The 18931-nt window shown below is 71.1% G+C and carries 13 protein-coding genes; 8 read left to right on the top strand and 5 right to left on the bottom strand.

The genetic code is table 11. The annotated features are described in order from the left end of the window. Positions 1–101: 101 nt before the first annotated feature. Positions 102–2402 carry a protein translocase subunit SecD gene (gene secD, locus J2S59_RS12615; RefSeq protein ID WP_306825182.1) on the top strand — a complete coding sequence of 767 codons (2301 nt, stop codon included), beginning with the start codon at positions 102–104 and terminating at the stop codon, positions 2400–2402. After that, positions 2389–4362, top strand: a complete 1974-nt coding sequence (locus tag J2S59_RS12620) for an ATP-dependent DNA helicase (protein WP_068120237.1) — start codon at positions 2389–2391, stop codon at positions 4360–4362. The genes secD and J2S59_RS12620 overlap by 14 nt, the downstream gene beginning before the upstream one ends. 110 nt (positions 4363–4472) lie before the next feature. Here the strand turns inward: J2S59_RS12620 and J2S59_RS12625 are convergent, their stop codons facing one another. Genes J2S59_RS12625 through J2S59_RS12635 form a run of 3 tightly spaced genes read right to left on the bottom strand, consistent with a single transcriptional unit; the run spans position 4473 to position 9435 of the window. Further along, entirely contained in the window at positions 4473–6311 is a 1839-nt protein-coding gene (locus J2S59_RS12625; RefSeq protein WP_068120235.1) for a zinc-dependent metalloprotease family protein, read from the bottom strand. 53 nt (positions 6312–6364) lie between these two features. Continuing rightward, on the bottom strand, positions 6365–7651 hold the full coding sequence (locus tag J2S59_RS12630) for an alkaline phosphatase family protein (protein ID WP_068120241.1): 1287 nt from the start codon (positions 7649–7651) through the stop codon (positions 6365–6367). Continuing rightward, positions 7651–9435 carry an alkaline phosphatase D family protein gene (locus tag J2S59_RS12635; protein WP_246360274.1) on the bottom strand — a complete coding sequence of 595 codons (1785 nt, stop codon included), beginning with the start codon at positions 9433–9435 and terminating at the stop codon, positions 7651–7653. The genes J2S59_RS12630 and J2S59_RS12635 overlap by 1 nt, the downstream gene beginning before the upstream one ends. Before the next feature lie 125 nt (positions 9436–9560). Between J2S59_RS12635 and J2S59_RS12640 the strand changes: the two genes are divergently transcribed. Next, positions 9561–11186 (top strand): DUF222 domain-containing protein, encoded by a 1626-nt coding sequence (locus J2S59_RS12640; RefSeq protein ID WP_306825183.1) that lies wholly within the window; start codon positions 9561–9563, stop codon positions 11184–11186. Positions 11187–11335: 149 nt separating this feature from the next. Here the strand turns inward: J2S59_RS12640 and J2S59_RS12645 are convergent, their stop codons facing one another. Further along, positions 11336–12277 (bottom strand): GlxA family transcriptional regulator, encoded by a 942-nt coding sequence (locus J2S59_RS12645; protein WP_068124121.1) that lies wholly within the window; start codon positions 12275–12277, stop codon positions 11336–11338. Positions 12278–12384: 107 nt separating this feature from the next. Between J2S59_RS12645 and J2S59_RS12650 the strand changes: the two genes are divergently transcribed. Beyond that, positions 12385–12696 carry a putative quinol monooxygenase gene (locus J2S59_RS12650; protein WP_068124118.1) on the top strand — a complete coding sequence of 104 codons (312 nt, stop codon included), beginning with the start codon at positions 12385–12387 and terminating at the stop codon, positions 12694–12696. Between the two features lie 373 nt (positions 12697–13069). Beyond that, on the top strand, positions 13070–13819 hold the full coding sequence (locus tag J2S59_RS12655) for a metallophosphoesterase (RefSeq protein WP_068124115.1): 750 nt from the start codon (positions 13070–13072) through the stop codon (positions 13817–13819). A 4-nt stretch (positions 13820–13823) separates the two neighbouring features. Here the strand turns inward: J2S59_RS12655 and J2S59_RS12660 are convergent, their stop codons facing one another. After that, complete coding sequence (locus J2S59_RS12660) at positions 13824–15233, bottom strand: NAD-dependent succinate-semialdehyde dehydrogenase (RefSeq protein ID WP_068124122.1); 1410 nt, start codon at positions 15231–15233, stop codon at positions 13824–13826. 289 nt (positions 15234–15522) lie between these two features. Here J2S59_RS12660 and J2S59_RS12665 point away from each other — a divergent pair, with 289 nt between their 5' ends. From J2S59_RS12665 to J2S59_RS12675, 3 genes are all read left to right on the top strand, one after another. Then, positions 15523–16911, top strand: coding sequence for an ABC transporter substrate-binding protein (locus J2S59_RS12665; protein ID WP_306825184.1), 1389 nt, complete (start codon positions 15523–15525; stop codon positions 16909–16911). A gap of 100 nt (positions 16912–17011) precedes the next feature. Continuing rightward, positions 17012–17974, top strand: coding sequence for a carbohydrate ABC transporter permease (locus J2S59_RS12670; RefSeq protein ID WP_068117998.1), 963 nt, complete (start codon positions 17012–17014; stop codon positions 17972–17974). Beyond that, positions 17971–18930 (top strand): carbohydrate ABC transporter permease, encoded by a 960-nt coding sequence (locus J2S59_RS12675; protein ID WP_068118001.1) that lies wholly within the window; start codon positions 17971–17973, stop codon positions 18928–18930. Before J2S59_RS12670 ends, J2S59_RS12675 begins: the two co-directional genes overlap by 4 nt. Position 18931 lies beyond the last annotated feature (1 nt).

An 18931-nucleotide genomic window follows, 5' to 3' on the forward strand; every position in this document is an offset into this window, starting at 1 on the left:
GCCTGTGAGGCCCGCGTACAGTTCTGCGGGTTTGGCCCTCCGCCGCGACGCGCTGGGGATGTTCGACGGCTGCGTCCGCGGCCCAAGGGAAGATGAGGATCATGACTCGAGCCATCTGGCTGCGCCTCGTGCTCGTCGTGCTCGTGCTCGGCGGCTCGGTGGCCCTCACGCTGACCCAGGAGCCCCGCCTGGGCCTGGACCTCGAGGGCGGCGTCTCGATCACGCTCGAGACCAAGGACTCCCCGGACGGCACCGTCGCCGACGCCGAGGCGACAGAGCGGACCTTGGCTGTCCTCCGGAACCGCGTTGATGCCCTCGGTGTCGCCGAGCCGACGCTGGCGCGCTCGGGGGAGAACCGGATCATCGTCGAGCTGCCCGGCTACGACGACCCCGAGGAAGCTCGTCAAGTAGTAGGTAAGACGGCCCAGCTGACTATGCACAGGGTTGTCGGGGTGGCGCAGTCGGGAGAAGACGGTGAGCCGCCCGAGTCCAGCGACGAGGCCAACCAGGTGGTCCTCGACGAGGACGGTCTGCCGATCGAGATCGGCCCGACCGTGATCAGCGGCAACGAGGTCTCGGGTGCCAACGAGGCCAACGACCCCTCGCAGGGCACCGGGTGGTTCGTCAACATCGACTTCCAGGGTCAGGGCGGGTCGAAGTGGCGTGACCTGACCGCCGACGCGGCCTGCAACCCGGTCGGCGACCCGCAACGCCGGGTCGCGATCAAGCTCGACGACGAGATCATCTCCTCGCCTCAGGTCGCCGAGTCGGTCAACTGCAACGTCGGCATCCCCGGCGGCAGCACCACCATCACCGGCAACTTCGACCTCGAGTCGGCCAAGAACCTGGCCGTGCTCATCGAGGGCGGCTCGCTGCCCGTGCCGGTCGACGTCATCGACCAGCGCCAGGTCGGCCCGACGCTCGGCGAGGCGGCCATCGACGCCTCGATCGAGGCGGGTGTCATCGGTCTGATCCTCACGGGTCTGTTCATCGCGATCGTCTACCGGCTCTCCGGTCTGCTCGCGACCATCGCGCTCGGGACCTATGCCGTCATCTCCTTCGCCCTGCTGCTGATGCTCGGAGCGACCCTGACCCTGCCGGGTCTGGCCGGCTTCGTGCTGGCGATCGGCATGGCGATCGACGCCAACGTGCTGGTCTTCGAGCGCGCGCGTGAGGAGTACGCCGAGCGGCCCGAGCGCGGGCTCGGACGGTCGATGGCGATCGGCTACAACAAGGCCTGGTCGGCCATCCTCGACTCCAACATCACCACGCTGCTCGCGGCCGCGCTGCTGTTCTTCCTCGCGGCGGGTCCGGTGCGCGGCTTCGGTGTCACGCTGTCGATCGGTGTCATCGCCTCGATGTTCTCCGCGCTGGTCGTGGCCCGGGTGCTCACCGAGATCGTGCTGCGCTCGAAGTGGCTCGAGAAGCGCCCGCAGATCACCGGCATCGGCGACATCAGCCGCTTCCGCAAGTACCTCCGGCGCAGGAACCCCGACCTCATGGGCAAGAGCAAGCTGTGGCTCGGTATCTCCGGCGCGCTCATGGTGTTCTCCCTCGCCGGCATCGCCTTCCAGGGGCTCAACTACGGCATCGAGTTCACCGGCGGTCGCCAGGTGGAGTATTCCACCGCCGAGACCGTCGACGTCGACGAGGCGCGCGAGGCTGTGGCCGAGCTCGGCTACCCCAACGCAGTCGTCCAGTCCGCCGGCGAGGCCGACATCCTCATCCGGACCGAGCGGATCTCCAACGAGGAGGAGAACCGCATCCGTGACGCCATCGCCGACATCGGTGGTGGCGAGGCCGAGATCGTCGACGACCAGTCCATCGGGGCAAGCCTCGGCAACGAGCTGCGCACCAAGGCGCTGATCGCGTTCCTCATCGCGATCGCCGCGCAGATGCTCTATCTCGCGGTCCGGTTCAAGTGGACGTTCGCCACCTCGGCGATGATCGGCATGGTCCACGACGTGATCATCGTGGTCGGCATCTTCGCCTGGCTGGGCAAGCCGATCGACGGCGTCTTCCTGGCAGCGATCCTCAGCGTCATCGGTCTGTCGGTCAACGACACCATCGTCGTCTTCGACCGCATCCGCGAGCAGTGGCGCGCCAGCCACGGCACGAAGTTCGCCGACGTGTGCAACACGGCGTGCCTCGACACCGCGCCGCGCACGATCAACACCGGTCTGGGCGCGATGTTCATCCTGGCGGCGCTCGCCGTACTCGGTGGCGACTCGTTGCAGGACTTCTCCATCGCGCTGCTCATCGGTCTGACGGTGGGTCTGTACTCCTCGATCTTCACGGCCGCCCCGCTGGCGATCCAGTTCAGCAAGAAGTGGCCGATGGCCCGCACCGAGAAGGTCAAGCGCACGGAGCGCGACCCGAGCGACACCGGTGCCGTCGTCTGAGGTCCGCGAGCTCCTGGCCACCGCCGTCGAGGGTCTGGGTGGCCAGGAGCGGGCGGGTCAGGTGGCGATGGCCGAGGCCGTCGCCCACGCGCTCGGCGAGGGTGAGCACCTGCTCGTCCAGGCCGGCACCGGCACGGGCAAGTCGTTGGGTTACCTCGTCCCGTCGCTGCTGCACGGCAAGCGGGTCGTGGTCGCCACCGCGACCCTCGCGCTGCAGCACCAGCTGGTCGAGCGCGACCTCCCGGCGCTGATCGGCGCGCTCGGCGATCGCTTCAGCCCGTCGTCGTACGCCGTGCTCAAGGGCCGCGGCAACTACGCCTGCCTGCACCGCATCCGCGAGGGCGTCCCGAGCGACCAGGGCGCGCTGGTCGACATCGAGGAGGTCAGCAACGCGGGCGCCGAGGTGCTCGAGCTGCGCGAGTGGGTCGAGGAGCAGGCATCCGAGGGCGGCACCGGAGAGCGCGACCACGCCCCGCGGCACACCGAGCGCGCCTGGCGGCAGGTGTCGGTGTCCCATCGGGAGTGCCTCGGCGCCAGCAGGTGCCCCTTCGGCCAGGAGTGCTTCGCCGAGCAGGCCAAGGAGCGTGCGCACCGCGCCCAGCTGGTGATCACCAACCACTCGCTGCTGGCCATCGACGCGATCGAGGGCGTGCCGATGCTGCCCGACTACGACGCGGTCGTCATCGACGAGGCCCACGAGCTGGTCGCGCGGGTGACCCAGGCCGCCACGGACGAGCTATCGGCGCCCGAGGTGGAGCGCGCGTCGCGGCGGGCGGCCCGCCACGTCGGTGACGGTGCGGTGACCAATCCCGCTGACGCCCTGGCCGACGCCGGCGAGGCGCTGCGCGACGTACTCGCCAACCGGCAGCCGGGGCGCATCGACGAGCTCGACGAGGAGCTCAAGGACGTCCTCGCCGAGGTGCGCGACGCCGCGCGCGCGCTGATCTCCGCGCTGGGGGACAGTGCCAAGCAGCGCGGCTCGGACGGCGAGGTCGACGCCGGTCTCACGCAGGCCCGCGGCTGGGCTCAGGAGATCTTCGCCCACGCCGAGCGGATGGTCGCCAACAGCGAGCACGACGTGCTCTGGATCAACGTCCGCGAGCAGGGACGCGGCGGTCCCCAGCTGTGCGTCGCCCCGCTGCAGGTGTGGGGCACGCTGCGCGACCGACTGCTGAGTGAGAAGACGGCCGTGTTCACCTCCGCCACGCTCAAGCTCGGCGGTGACTTCGGCGCTGTCGCGACCTCGCTCGGCCTCAAGCCCGAGGACGACGAGCTGCCGTGGACCGGCCTCGACGTCGGCTCGCCGTTCGACTACGCCAAGCAAGGCATCTTGTATGTCGCCCGCCACCTGCCGGCCCCCGGACGCGACGGTCTCGCAGCCGCCCACCTGGCGGAGATCGTCGACCTGGTCGACGCCGCCGACGGGCGCACCCTCGGATTGTTCTCCTCCCGCCGGGCTGCCGAGGCGGCCGGCGAGGCCGTGCGCGAGCACCTGCCGCACCTCACCACGATGGTCCAGGGGGAGGCGCAGCTGCCGGAGCTCTCCCGGATCTTCGCCGAGGACCCGCACGCCAACCTCTTCGGCACGCTGAGCCTCTGGCAGGGCATCGACGTCCCCGGCGAGACCTGTCAGCTCGTGATCATCGACCGGATCCCGTTCCCGCGCCCCGACGACCCGCTCATGTCGGCCCGCCAGCGCGCCGCCGACAAGGCGGGGCGCAACGGCTTCATGTCCGTCGCCGCGACCCACGCCGCACTCCTGCTCGCCCAGGGAGCCGGCCGGCTGATCCGCAGCATGGACGACCGTGGGGTCGTCGCCGTACTCGACTCCCGGCTCGCCACCGCGCGCTACGGCGGATTCCTGCGCTCCTCGCTGCCCCTGCTGTGGCCCACCTCCGACGCCGCGGTGGTCAAGGCCGCGCTGCGCCGCCTCTCCGGGCAGCCCACGACCCCCGCCTGACGCCCGCCCCTGCAACGTCGTACGTCCGGAGACCTATAGCGCCGCAGACGTATGACGTCGCCCGGCAGCGTCATCCGTCCGACGACCTATTGCTCCGGCGACGTATGACGTCAGCGGGCGCGGACCCGGGCGGTCCAGGGCGTCGCACTGGCCCCCGCCCGGCTGCGCGCGACCACGCGGACGCTCCAGACCCCGGCCCCGACGCGCCACTCGACGCGGCGCTTGCCGGGCTGCACGCGCCCCTGCTTGCGGGCGACGATCCGTCCGCCCTGGTGCTTGCGGGCCCGCAGGACGTACGCCGTGACGTCGCTGCCCCGAGGTCGCGCGGCCGTCCACCGCACGACGATGCTGCGCTTGCCGCCGCGGCGACCGCGCATGACCTTCACGGCGGCGGGAGCGAGTGGTGCCCGAGCGGCCGGCGGGGGCGGGGACTGCGGGTCGAGCTTGGGCGGCGGCCCGGGGTCGGGCTGCGTCACCGGCGGCGGCGGACCGGGGCGGGCCGTCTCGGCGCAGGTCGTGACGGTGAGGGTGTAGGCGCCGAGGCTGCCGTAGCTGCTCCACCCGGTCGCCGGCGAACCCTGGCTGCCGCCGCGGACCTCGACGTACGACGTGCCGCGCACCGACGCCAGCTCGACCGCGGCGTCGAGCCCGTGCACGACCGGGCTCCAGCGCTCGCCCGTAGCGGTGGGGTTCGCGTCGGCCAGCACGCGTCCCCGCGCGTCGCGCACGCGCAGCCAGACGTCGAGGTTCGCCCCGACCGCCGCGGGGGTGGCACGGATCGTCGCCGGCGCGTCGCAGGTGCGGGTGAGCGCGAAGACGTCCACGTCGCCCGTTCGCCCGATCGTCCCGCTCACCGTCTGGGTCGCGCCACCACCCAGGGCGGTCGCGCTTTGCGAGGAGTCGCCGTGGTCGTCGCGGACCCATCCGGTCATCGCGGCGATCACCGCGAGGTCGTCCTGCAGTGGGATCCGGCGGCGCTTGGCGTCCACGTTGCGGGCTCCGGCGTACTCGCCACGGCTCCACTGGCTCAGCCCGGCGGCGCCGGCCCCCATGATGGGGCTCCACGGCGGCGTGCCGAGGTGGTAGGACCCGCGGTGGTCACCGTCGTGGACCAGGCCGAAGGTGTGCCCGACCTCGTGGCTGATGGTCTCGGCGATCTGCCAGGGGTCCTGGCGCAGCTGGTCGGCGAAGATGAGCGCGGGTTGATATCTCGCGTTGTCGGGCTCGTCGAACACGTCCATCCAGGCCAGGCCGGCGCAGCCGCCGCACACCGTGCGCGCCGCCCGCCGTAGCACCGGGCTAGCGGTGGTGTCGGTGACGACGACCCGCATGCCGAAGTGCTGGTCGCGACGGCTGCTGCGCGTCAGGGCGGCTTCTCCGGGGTCCTCGGTGGTGACGTCGACGTCGAAGGGCGCGTAGTCCTCGGCGACCCGCTGCCAGACCTCGCGCACGACCGCCCGCTCCTGGGCGCTGAACTCGTCCCGGTCGCGGTCGAGGGAGAACCCGGGCCAGAACCCGCTCGGCCAGCCCTCGGAGTTCCACGCCGTACGCCGCACGTCGTGGCCGTCGAAGTCGAGGAAGATGACCCGCGCCGCGCCAGGTCGGCTGTGGAGGCGGAACGTGTCGTCGTCGAGCGTGAGCGGAGCTGTCCGCAGCGCCCGTGCTCGCGGTGTCTCGCGGGCGCTCGGAGCGACCGGGCGTGCCGGGTCGGCGTAGTAGAGCCGGCCGCCCTCGCCGACGCGGACCGCGGGGTCGTCGAGGAGCTGCTCGACCTCCGCGGCGGATCGGTCGTGGACCTCGGCGATCTCGGCCACCCGGTCCGAGGCCGCTGCGTCACCGGCCGCGGAGGGCGACGGGCCCAGCACCGTGAGCGCGCCGCAACCCAGCAGGAGGGCGGCGACGGCAGCCGTGCGCGAGCGGACCGCGCGCGGCCGGACAGGGTGACGCATGGGCCACATCATCACCCCTGATGCCGCCGGTTGTCGCCCCCTACGGTCGTACGTCAGCCGAGCCGGCTGGTCCCGTCGTACCCGCCCCGCGGCGGCCGGAGCCCGAAGAACTCCCCGACCGTGGGCGCGACATCGACCGTCTGCGCCCGCGCGGACGAGGTGCGTCGGCGCACCGCCGGGTGTCCGCCGGAGAGGAAGAACGGGATCGGCGCGGTGGCGGGGTGGCCGTGGTTGCCCGGGATCGGGTTCGACAGCGGACCCGGGTCGCTGAACCGCCAGCCGGCGCGGCAGTAGACGACGAGGTCGCCGGCGCGCGGACCGAGCCGCAGCCGCGCCGGGTCGTGTGCCGACAGCACCCCGGGTGTGGCCAGGGCGATGCGGCGCATCCGGCGCACGGCCTCGTCGCGGCGCTTGCGCGGGCCGAGCCAGTAGAGCAGGTCCGCCCCGCCGTTCTGGCTGACCTCGACCCGCCCGGCCAGCAGCGGGTCGCCCGCTAGCCGGGGCGCCAGGGTGATCACCCGGTCGGGTCGCGACCAGTCCATCGAGTGGTCGGCGAGGAAGACCACCAGCGAGTTGCGCCAACGCCCGGTGCGCTTGAGCATCGCGACGAACTGGCCGACCTGGAGGTCGAGCTGGATGAGCGCGGCCGTGCGCAGCGCCCGGAGTGTCGTCCCGGTGATGTCGGTGTGGCCCCACCGGTCGCAGTCGCCGAGGTTGATGAAGACCAGGTTGGGGTCGTGGGCGCGCACCATCGCGTGCAGTGCCTGCATGGTGAACACGTCCGGAGCGTGGCCGCTGATCGGGATGATCGGGAACGGCTCCCAGCGGTGGTTGGCGCGCGCCCCGAAGATCCCGTAGAGGTACTCCTTGCTCAGCACGGTGCCGGTGCTGAACCCCTGCTTGCGCAACCGCTCGATGACGGTGGGGAACCGCAGGTCCTTGGGCCGGTCGAGGTCACGGTGCAGCTTCGCCTTGCGGTCGTAGATCGCGTTGGCGGGTACGCCGTTCCGGTCGGGCCGGACCCCCGTCATCATCATGACGTGGTTGGGGATGGTCTCCATGATCGGCAGCGACCGGGCGTTCGGGAACACCGTGCCGCCGTCGCGCAGCGCCTTGATCTGGGGCAGCAGACCGGAGTCGATCTCCCCGGGGATCATCCCGTCCAGCACGAACACGTAGGCGCGCTTGGGGCCCTCGGCGGCCAGCGCAGGGCTGCCGAGCGCGGACGACAGGACGATGCCGGCACCGCCCGCGGCGCCGAGTCGCAGGACGTGGCGCCGGTCGAGGTCGGGCAGCACGCGCTGCGTGCGCTCGTCGGTCGGCTGGGTGGGCGTGCACATCAGCGGTCCCCCCGTCGGGTCGGCACGGGAGCCGAGGCGGCCCGCACGCGGTGGGTGCCGGCCAGCGTCTGCCAGCTGACGTTCCACCGGCTGCCCGCCTTGCGGTCGTTGCGGGCGCCGGTGACGAAGTAGTCCATCTGCGTCCGCTCTGGCGTGACGTCGAGGACGCCGTACCCGTGGGAGTCGAAGTCGAGGTAGCGCACGTGCCGGTTGAGCGTCTGGATCGCCGCCTCCACGACCAGGCTGGCCGAGCGCGGCGGAGCGCCGATGATGTCCTTGAGGTTGTTGCTGGTGACGCTCGTGCAGACCAGCTCGGTGGCCACGCTGCGGCTGCGCAGCGGGTAGGTGCCGGCGTCGACGGGCAGGTCGCTGACCCAGGCGGAGTGGATGTCGCCGGTGACGAAGACGGTGTCGGTGATCCCGTGGTCGGCCAGGTGCTGCAGCAGCTCCCTGCGGTCCGCGGTGTAGCCGTCCCACTGGTCGGCGTTGTAGGGCAGCCCGTCAGCCGGCAGCAGTCCGATCAGGTCGGTCACCGGCCCGGTGATCTCGTGGGGCAGCGGGGGGAAGAGGATCGGCGCGATCATCACCGGGTTGCCGACGACCTTCCACTGCGCGCGACTGCGGCGCAGGACGCGCTTGAGCCAGCGCATCTGGGCCGCTCCGGTGATCGTGCGGCTCTTGTCGCTGTGGGAGGGATCGGGGTTGGGGATCGGTGTCGGCACCAGCGTCGACTGCTTCGAGCGGTAGGTGCGCAGGTCGAGCATCGCGATGTCGAGGAGGCGGCCGTAGCGCAACCGTCGGTAGAGGCGATACCCGTCGCCGACCTTGGTCTTGGGCCCCATGCGCACCGGCATCCACTCGTCGTAGGCCCGATAGGCCGCGAGCCGGCGCTTCGTGAACCCGCCCTCGCCCGGGTTGTGGTTCTCGGCGCCGTTGGCCCAGGTGTCGTTGGTCACCTCGTGGTCGTCCCAGGTCACGATGAACGGATGCCGGGCGTGCAGCGCCTGCAGGTCGGGGTCCTGCTTGTACTGCGCGTGCCGCTGCCGGTAGTCGCGCAGGCGCACCATCTCGTGGCGCGGGCTGTGGGGCCGGACGACGACGTTGCGCTGGCCCATGGCGTACTCCCCGACGCCGTACTCGTAGAGGTAGTCGCCCAGGTGCAGGATCGCGTCGAGGTCTCCGCGCTTCGCCAGGTGGCGGTAGGCGTGGAAGTAGCCGGCCTCGAGGTTCGCGCACGACACCACCCCGAACCGCACGCGCTTCGGCAGCGCGCCGTGGGCCGGAGCCGTGCGGGTCCGCCCCACCGGGCTGAAGCGTCCGCGGTAGGAGAAGCGGTAGAAGTACGCCGTGTCCGGGCGCAGCCCGCGCGCGTCGAGCTTGACGGTGTGGTCGCGCGCCGGGCCGGTGCGCACGGTGCCTTGGGCCACGACCGTGCGGAACCGGCGGTCGGTGGCGACCTGCCAGCGGACCTCGGCGCGCGGACCCTTGCCCGACCCCGGCGTCGCGGCAGGGGTCGGGGTCACGCGCGTCCAGAGAATCACCCGCCGCGGACGCGGGTCGCCGGAGGCGACGCCGTGACGGAAGTACGCCGACGCGGCCGCGGCGCTGGAGCCCGGTCCGGTCGCGACCGCGACGGTGCCGACCGCCCCCGCCGCGGCCGCGCCGCGCAGCACGGAGCGCCGTGGGAGGCCGGCGTCCGACTCGGGGACGGGAGCGGAGGAGACCGGTGAGGCGGCGCAGACGGGTGGGACGGGGGAGCCGGAGGCGGCACGTGGCAGGGTCACACCCGCCTCAACGACACACCACCGCGGACGTGACGTCCGGCACTCATCTGTCACCTACGGTTCACCCGGGGGACAGATGAGGCGAAAGGGTTGCCCTCGAACATATGTTCGAGTATCGTCGGGTCATGGACCCCTCCTCCATCCCCGACACCGCCGGCGTGGTCGGCCCTGTCGTGGTCGACCGCGCTGTGGTGGATCGTGGGGTCGTGGCGGGGGTGTTGCGGGAGGTCGCTGACCTGCTCGACACGCTAGCCCCGACCACCGACATGTTGCGGGCGGTGCAGACCGGGCGGGACGTGCTCGACGTGCTGCGGGTCGCGGGGATCGCGGAGCTGGTGGAGACCCAGGGCTTCGAGGATGAGGGCGCTTCGACGGTGACGACGTGGGCGCGGCGCGAGCTGCGCCTCGACGCCACTGAGACCGCGCGGTTGCGGCGCACCAGCCGGGTCACCGGGGTCCTCACCAAGGTCGGGGCTGCGGCGGCTGCGGGTCGGTTGCGCAGCGAGCATCTGAACGTGTTCGCGTTCGGCCTCAAGCACATCGGTGTCGAGGAGATGCTCGCTGCTGAGGAGACGCTGGTCGATTACGCGATCACGCACGAGCCGGGTGCGTTGATGAGCGTGGTGCGGGAGATGCGCGCCCGGCTGCATCCCGACGAGCTCGACCAGGCCTGGCTCGAGGGCATGGACAAAGAAGACCTCAAGCTCGTGCGCTGCGGGGAGGGGTTCAACGTCACCGGGTTCCTCGGCGCCACCACCGGCGCCCAGCTCAAAGCCGTCCTCGACTCGCTCGCCACACCCCGCGCTGCCGACGACCAGCGCAGCGCTTCCGAGCGTCGCTGTGCCGGACTGTCGGCGCTGTTGACCGGGATCCTCGACGCCGGTGTCCTGCCCGCCGACAAAGGCGTCCGGCCGCATCTGACGGTCACCGTGCCCGCGGACGTGTTCGGTGCCGCCGCAGCCGCAGCCCAGCACGGGAAGTCGCAGGGCCAGCCCGCACCGAGCCAGCCCGCACCGAGCCAGCCCGCACCGAGCCAGCCCGCACCGAGCCAGCCCGCACCGAGCCAGCCCGCACCGGACGGGGGCCCGGGCGACCTGTTCGCGCCGGTCGCCCGCCTGGAGGGATTCGGTCCGATCGGCCCCGCGCTCGTGGGCTACCTGGCGTGTCTGGGGCAGGTCACGGTCGTGACCACCGCCGGTGTCGCATCCGACTCCGGGGTGCTCAACGTCGGGCGCACCCGGCGGGTCGCGACGTTGCGGCAGCGCACAGCGGTCGAGGCCCATCAGGCCCACCGGTGCGCCACGCCGGCGTGTGCGCTGCCGGTGGAGGAGATCCACCACCTCACCTGGTGGTCGGCCGGCGGGGCGACGGACCTCGACAACCTCATCGGCCTGTGCGGGCCGTGCCACCGGCTGGTCCACGCCGGCACGCTCGTCATCACCGTCCCCACTCCCGAGCCGGCCGCCCCCGAGGCGGCACCGAGCGCAGCGAGCCCGGAGTCCCGCCTCGAGCAGCGCCTGCAGGAGTTCCTGCGCCGCCTGCACCCGCAGCCCGTTCAGCTACCCCGGCCATCGCGCCGCGACCACGACCGCCCCCACGTGACACCCGGGCGCACCTACCGGTTCACCACCCGCCACGGCGAACCCGTCCGCCGCCGCGCCGGATCGGTCCTCCTCACCGACCGCCACCTCGCGACAGGCCGCGGGCAGCGACCACCGCCGTTTCCCGGCTCTTCCCAGATGAGGGTGTAGGCCCAACCCCGACCGTCCGGGAAGCCGGGCACGTCACCTGGCCTGTGCTGCGGGCGTGTCGAGTGGGTCGTCCAGGGGCGTCGACGCGACGTGCTGAGAGGTGGGTTCCAACCGAGCGCTAGGACACCGGCTCCAGGCATGGCGATAGGTCAGGAACGGCGTCGCTCCCTGCGCAGGAGGGAGCGCAGAGTCTCGGCGTTCGCGTAGCCGACCCGTAGCGCGATCTCGGCGGAGGTGAGGTCCGTGGTTGCTGAGAGGTGCCGAGCTCGTTCGATGCGAAGCCGTTGGACGAAGCCGAGCGGAGTGAGGTTGAGCGCCGCACGGACTCGTCGTTCGAGGGTGCGCCGGCTGGTGCCGAGGGACTGCGCGACGAAGGCGACGTTGAACGGTTCGTCCAGGCGGGCGCGCACGAAGCGTTCGAACTCGACGACGATCGGGTCCTCGTGCCGGAGATGTTCGTAGGCGACGAAGGCCGCCTGCGACGGACGCTCGTCGATGATGAGGAGCTTGGCGACATGTTGGGCCAGGTCGGGGCTGATCGATCGCACGAGTGAGAGCGCGAGGTCGATGTGGGCGAACGCGGCGCCAGCGGTGACGAGGTTCCCGTCGACCACGACCATGGTGTCGAGATCGAGGGCGACGGTCGGATAGCGCTTCAGGAACTCCGGCCCCAGGAACCAGCTGGTCGTCGCCCGCCGATGATGCATCCGTCCGGTCTCGGCGACAGCGAACACGCCGGTGCACGCCGCGGCGATCCGGGTGGTCGCCTCGTCGAGGCGCCCGAGCGAGGCGATGACCGAACGAGCATCTCGGCTCTGGAGGGCGTCGTGGGTCGCGACGGCCGTGAGCGTTCCAAGCGCAGGAACGACGACCACGTCGAACTCTCCGGACTCCGACAGCGGGTGGTCCACCGACAGGGTCATCGATGCCGTCGTGGTGACTCGCCGCTTCGGTCCGAGGATGGCGAGTTCGATCGGGTCGAGCCGCGGGTCGACATCGCCGCGGGCTCCGTCGGCCACCCGCACGATGTCGATGACCGACGCGACCGCCGAACCGAAGCAGCCGTCGATCGCGATCAGTCCGATACGCATGGCGCGAACAATAGCAATACTGTCGTATACGCCACTCCCCACCGGCCCTCGCTCGTCATACGCTGAACTCGTCCCACGAAGAACCCCGACTTCAAGGAGAACCCCTCATGCCCACACCCGCATCACTTCCGTATGCCTTCGTCGCCAAGATCGTCGCGGCCGATGGACAGCACGAGGCGCTCGCCGATCTGCTCGCCGGCGCTGTCGCACTCGCCAACGAAGAAGTAGGAACGATTGTCTGGTTCGCGGCGAGGACCGACGCCGACACCTTCTGGATCTTCGATGCATTCCCCGACGAGGCCGCTCGCGACGCCCACGCCAACGGCGCCATCGTCGCAGCCCTGATGGCCAACCAGCACCTCCTCGGCGCAGCACCCGAGATCCTGGCGGCCGACGTGCTCGCGTCCAAGCTCCCGTAGTCCGCCAACGCACGAGACGATCGCGCCCCGCCGTGCCCTCCGTCCCGCGAGGCGCGGTGGGCGGGTCGTGGTTGCGATCCGTTGCCGTGACGGGAGACGCGTTTCGCGTCGCAGCGATGACGGGTCGTTGGCGTTCCGGGGCGTGCGCAAACGCCGAGCGTGGGGGGCGCCGTCATCCGGTGGTGACCGACGACGACCGACCAGTACCGACCGTTTCACCGGCGCTTGCGGCGGCGTCGAAGCCGAGCAAGCTCCATTCTTTTCGCTCACCGCGCCCTCCTCCTCCTCGCCGGTCCCGTTGTCGTCGAAGACGTTTCAGGTCCCCGGCGGGCGTAAGAAGCTCGGTCCTTTCCCGGTGCGGCAGGATGGTGGGGTGCGGGTACGGCGGTTCGTGGTCAGCGACGTACACGGACATCTCGCCGACCTCCGCTCGGCGCTGCGTCGCCGCGGTCTCCTCGACAGCGCGGATCGCTGGTGTGACCCGGACGCCGAGCTGTGGGTGCTCGGTGACCTGCTGGACCGCGGCCCCGACGGCGTCGGCGTGATCGACCTGCTGCGCGGGCTGCAGGAGCAGGCGCCCGACCGGGTCCACGTCCTCCTCGGCAACCACGAGGTGCTGGCCATCGGCGCCGCGCGCTGGCCCACGGGCCGGTTCGGTCGGTCGTGGAGCATCAACGGCGGCCGCGTCGACGACCAGGCAGCCCTCGACGAGGAGCGTCTCGCCTGGCTCGCCGGACTGCCGGCGATGGGGCGCGCCGGCGACTTCCTGCTCGTGCACTCCGACACCACGGCGTACGCCGACTGGGGCGCGAGCGCGCCCGAGGTCAACGCGCGCGTGCGGGCGGAACTGGCGGCGGACGACGAGGAGCGGACCTGGGCGGTGTGGTCGAAGCTGTGCGGCCGGCTGCGGTTCACGCGCGCCGACGGTGCCGCACAGGCCCGGGCGTTCTTGCAGACCTTCGGCGGCCGGTGCCTCGTGCACGGCCACACCATCGTCGGCTCGCTGCTGCACGAGCGCTCGTCGGCGATCTCCGGACCACTGCTCTATGCCGAGGACCAGGTGCTGGCCATCGACGGCGGGCGCTACGACGACGGGCCGCTCCTCGTCGTGCCGCTCGACTGACGCGTCAGAGCTTGAGACCGACGTACTTCGTCTCGAGGTACTCCTCGATGCCCTCCAGGCCGCCCTCGCGCCCCAGCCCCGACTGCTTGACGCCACCGAAGGGCGCGGCGGGGTTGGAGACCACGCCCTGGTTGACGCCGACCATCCCGGCGTCGAGGCGCTCGGCATAGCGGATCGCCCGGGACAGGTTCGTGGTGAAGACGTAGGAGACGAGGCCGTACTCGGTGTCGTTGGCCGCCGCGATCGCTGCGTCGTCGTCGGTGAAGGTGGTGATCGGCGCGACCGGCGCGAAGACCTCCTCCGTCAGGATCCGCGCGGAGGCCGGCACGTCGGTGAGGACGGTGGCGCCGAGGAACGACCCGTCGCCGTCGAGCGCCCTGCCGCCGGCGGCGATCCGGGCGCCGGCACGGGTGGCGTCCTCGATGAGCTCGTGGGCCTTCGCCACCGCGTCGTCGTCGATGAGCGGGCCGAGCGTGGTGTGCTCGTCGAGCCCGTGGCCGGGCACCAGGGCGCTCATGCGCTCCGCGAGGGCGCGGGAGAAGTCCTCGGCGAGGTCGGCATGGACGAGGAAGCGGTTGGCGGCGGTGCAGGCCTCACCGACGTTGCGCATCTTCGCCGTCATGGCGCCGTCGACGGCCGCCTCCAGGTCGGCGTCGGCACACACGACGAACGGCGCGTTGCCGCCGAGCTCCATCGACGTCCGCAGGACCTGCGCTGCCGACTGCTCGAGCAGGGCGCGGCCGACCTCGGTGGAGCCGGTGAAGGTGAGCTTGCGCAGCCGCGGGTCCGCCAGCAGCGGAGCCGTGACCGCCGAGCTGCTCGAGCTGGTGATGATGCCGAGGACACCGGGGGGGAGCCCGGCGTCGAGGAGGATCTGCCCGAGCAGCAGGGACGTCAGCGGCGTCGCCCCGGCGGGCTTGAGCACGATCGTGCAGCCGGCGGCCAGCGCGGGCGCGATCTTGCGGGTACCCATGGCGAGCGGGAAGTTCCACGGCGTGATGGCGTAGGTCGGTCCCACCGGCTGCTTCATCGTCAGCAGTCGGGTGCCACCCGTGGGCGCGGTGGACCAGCGGCCGGCGATACGCACGGCCTCCTCGGAGAACCAGCGCAGGAACTCGCCGCCGTAGCTGACCTCGGCCTGCGCCTCGGCGTACGGCTTGCCCATCTCCGCGGTCATGACCGTGGCGACGCTCTCGCTGCGCTCCTGGAGCAGGTCGAAGGCGCGGCGCAGGATCTCGGCGCGTTCGCGCGGGTCGGTGGCGGCCCAGTCGTCCTGGGCGGCCGCGGCGGCGTCGAGGGCGGCGACGGCGTCGTCGGGAGTGCCGTCGGCGACCTGCGCGAGCGTCTCCCCGGTCGCCGGGTCGCTCACCACGAAGGTCTCGACGGTCTCGCGCCACGCGCCGCCGACGAGCAAACCGTGGGGGACCTGGTCGACCGCGCGGGTACGGCGTTCGGCGGCGGCTGCGGAGAGCGGGTGCGGTCGGACGGCGGGGCCGGAGGCGGGGCCCGTGGGGGTGGAGGTGCTCACGGAGGCGACCGTACCCCGGCCTCGGCCGCGGGACGCGTTATCGCATCGTTACCGTGCCGGTCATTGCGTTTCGGCAACGTAAACGTTTACATCAGAGGGTCATGCGTGTGTGACGGACGTCTCGACCGCTCCTTCGGTGGTCGCCCGTCGACCTCAAGTCAAGGGAGTCAGATACATGCGATCCATCCAGTTCAGGCGGGCGCTCGCGACGGGCGCCGTCCTCGTGCTCGCAGCCGGTCTCGCGGCGTGCGGCGGCGACGACGGCGACGGCGGCGAGACCAACACCGCCGGTGGCACCTCGCCCGGCGAGGGCAAGGCCGAGTGCGAGGCGCTGACCGAGTTCGGCGACCTCTCCGGCAAGACCGTCTCGGTCTACACCTCCATCGTTGCCCCGGAGGACCAGCCCCACATCGACTCCTACAAGCTCTTCGAGGAGTGCACCGGGGCCCAGGTCAACTACGAGGGCTCGAAGGAGTTCGAGGCACAGCTCGTCGTGCGGGCGCGCAGCGGCAACCCGCCGGACATCGCCTACATCCCGCAGCCCGGTCTGCTGACCAGCCTGGTCAACGACACCGGTGCCGTGGTCGAGGCGCCCCAGAGCGTCGCCGACAACGTCGACGAGTTCTTCGGTGAGGACTGGAAGGCCTACGGCAGCGTCGACGGCACCTTCTATGCCGCCCCGCTGGGCGCCAACGTGAAGTCGTTCGTCTGGTACTCCCCGCAGATGTTCAACGAGAACGGCTGGGAGATCCCGGAGACCTGGGACGACATGATGACGCTGTCCGAGGAGATCGCCGGCACCGGCATCAAGCCGTGGTGCGTCGGCATCGGCTCGGGCGAGGCCACCGGCTGGCCGGCCACCGACTGGCTCGAGGACGTGCTGCTGCGCGACGGCGGCGCCGAGGTCTACGACCAGTGGGTCGACCACGAGATCCCGTTCGACGACCCGGCGGTGGTCGAGGCGCTCGACCGTGTCGGCAGCATCCTCAAGAACCCCGACATGGTCAACGGCGGGTACGGCGACGTGCAGTCGATCGTGGAGACCACCTTCCAGGAGGGCGGTCTGCCGATCCTCGAGGGTGAGTGCGCCCTTCACCGCCAGGCCAGCTTCTACGCCGCCAACTGGGGCGAGGCCAAGCCGGACGTGAAGATCGCCGAGGACGGCGACGTGTTCGCGTTCTACCTCCCGCCGACCAACGACGAGAACGGCTCGCCGGTCCTGGGCGGTGGCGAGTTCGCGGCCGCGTTCTCCGACCGTCCTGAGGTCCAGGCCTTCCAGACCTACCTGGCCAGCGACCTGTGGGCCAACGAGAAGGCCAAGGCGACTCCCGACGGCGGCTGGGTGAGCGCCAACACCGGTCTCGACGTGGCCAACCTGGTCAGCCCGGTCGACCAGCTCTCCGCGGAGATCCTGCAGGACCCCGAGGCGGTCTTCCGTTTCGACGGTTCCGACCTGATGCCCGGAGCTGTCGGTGCCGGTTCGTTCTGGCGCGAGATGGTCGCCTGGGTCGGCGGCAAGAGCTCCGAGGACGCCCTCGCGGACGTCGAGTCCTCCTGGCCGTGATGCGTGCGTGGGGTCCGGCACCTGCGGGTGCCGGACCCCACGGCGTACCCCCTGTCCTGTCGCGCTGTCCTGGCGCGCCTCGCATCGAGGAGGAGGACCTGTGTCCACCGGTGAGAAGTTCGTCCAGCTCCTGATCGTCATCGGCCTGTTCGTGGCCGTGATGGCAGTGGTGCTGGTCCTGACCTCTCGGGTCCGCTCGCGGATCGGCGAGGTGCTGCAGACGGCCGCGTTCCTGCTGCCCGCGGTCGCCCTCCTGGCCCTGGGGCTGCTCTACCCCGCCATCCGCACGATCATCGAGTCCTTCCGCGACCGCGCCTCGCGCGAGTGGGTCGGGCTGGAGAACTACCGGACGATCTTCACCGACGACGCGTTGCTGCAGGTCCTGCGCAACACGGCCGTGTGGGTTCTCGTCACCCCGGTGCTCGCCACCGTGATCGGCCTGGTCTACGCCGTGCTGGTCGACCGGGCACGCTTCGAGAGGTTCGCCAAGGCGCTGATGTTCATGCCGATGGCGATCTCGCTGGTGGGTGCCTCGCTGATCTGGAAGTTCGTCTACGCCTACCGCGAGACCGGCGCCGCCCAGATCGGCGTGGGCAACCAGATCCTCAAGGGCCTGGGCTTCGACACCTACCGCTTCATCAGCACCGAGCCGTGGAACACGCTGTTCTTGATCGTGGTGATGATCTGGGTCCAGGCCGGCTTCGCGATGACGATCCTGTCGGCGGCCATCAAGGCCGTGCCGGACGACATCGTCGAGGCCGCGCGCCTCGACGGCGTCAGCGGGTGGCGGATGTTCCGCTACATCACCGTGCCCAGCATCCGCCCGTCGCTGATCGTCGTGCTGACGACGATCACGATCGCCACGCTGAAGGTGTTCGACATCGTCCGCACCATGACCGGCGGCAACTTCGGCACGAGCGTGCTGGCCTATGAGTTCTACTCCCAGGGCTTCCGCGCGTTCAACAACGGACTCGGTGCGGCGCTCGCCGTGCTGCTGTTCGTCCTGGTCATCCCGATCGTCGCGTACAACGTCCGCCAGATGCGGAAGGTGGAGGCCCGATGAGCGCCGCGTCCCCCGTCGTGCCCGCCGACGCCGAAGGGCTGGCGCCGGCGCCCCCGCCGGAGCGGTCCGTCACGGCCGAGGCCAAGCGCCGCCTGACCTCCCCGTGGGCCTCGCTCGCGGCGCTGGTGATCGCGGTCCTGTGGACCGTCCCGACGGCCGGGCTCCTGATCACCTCGTTCCGCCCGGTCGGCGACATCAACTCCAGCGGGTGGTGGAGCTTCTTCACCGACCCCAACGTCACGCTCGACAACTACCGCGCGGTGTTCACCGGCGACGACGTCGGGCTGAGCACCTACCTCGTCAACTCCATCGTCATCACGCTGCCGGCGGTGATCATCCCGATCGCGCTCGCGACCATGGCGGCGTACGCCTTCGCGTGGATGAGGTTCCCGGGTCGCAACGTGCTCTTCGTCGCGGTCTTCGCCCTGCAGATCGTGCCGATCCAGGTCACGATGATCCCGCTGCTGAGCCTCTACGTGAACCCGCCGTTCGGGCTGCCGCAGCTGGCCGGGGCCGACGCTCCCGGCGGCGGCTTCTACACGATCTGGCTCTCGCACGCGATGTTCGCACTGCCGCTGGCGATCTTCCTGCTGCACAACTTCATGCGCGAGATCCCCGGGGAGCTGGTGGAGTCGGCGCGCGTCGACGGCGCCGGCCACGCCCAGATCTTCACGCGCATCATGCTGCCGCTGATGGTCCCCGCGATCGCGGCGTTCGGCATCTTCCAGTTCCTGTGGGTCTGGAACGACCTGCTCGTCGCCCTCGTCTTCGGTGGCGGCAGCCTCAACATCTCGCCGATGACCGTGCGGCTCGCCGAGCTGTCCGGCACCCGCGACCAGGCCTGGCACCTGCTGTCGGCCGGCGCGTTCGTGTCGCTGATCATCCCGCTGATCGTGTTCCTCGCACTCCAGCGCTACTTCGTCCGCGGACTCCTCGCAGGAAGCGTCAAGGGCTGAC

The organism is Nocardioides massiliensis (assembly GCF_030811215.1).
In the GTDB taxonomy this organism is placed as follows: domain Bacteria; phylum Actinomycetota; class Actinomycetes; order Propionibacteriales; family Nocardioidaceae; genus Nocardioides_A; species Nocardioides_A massiliensis.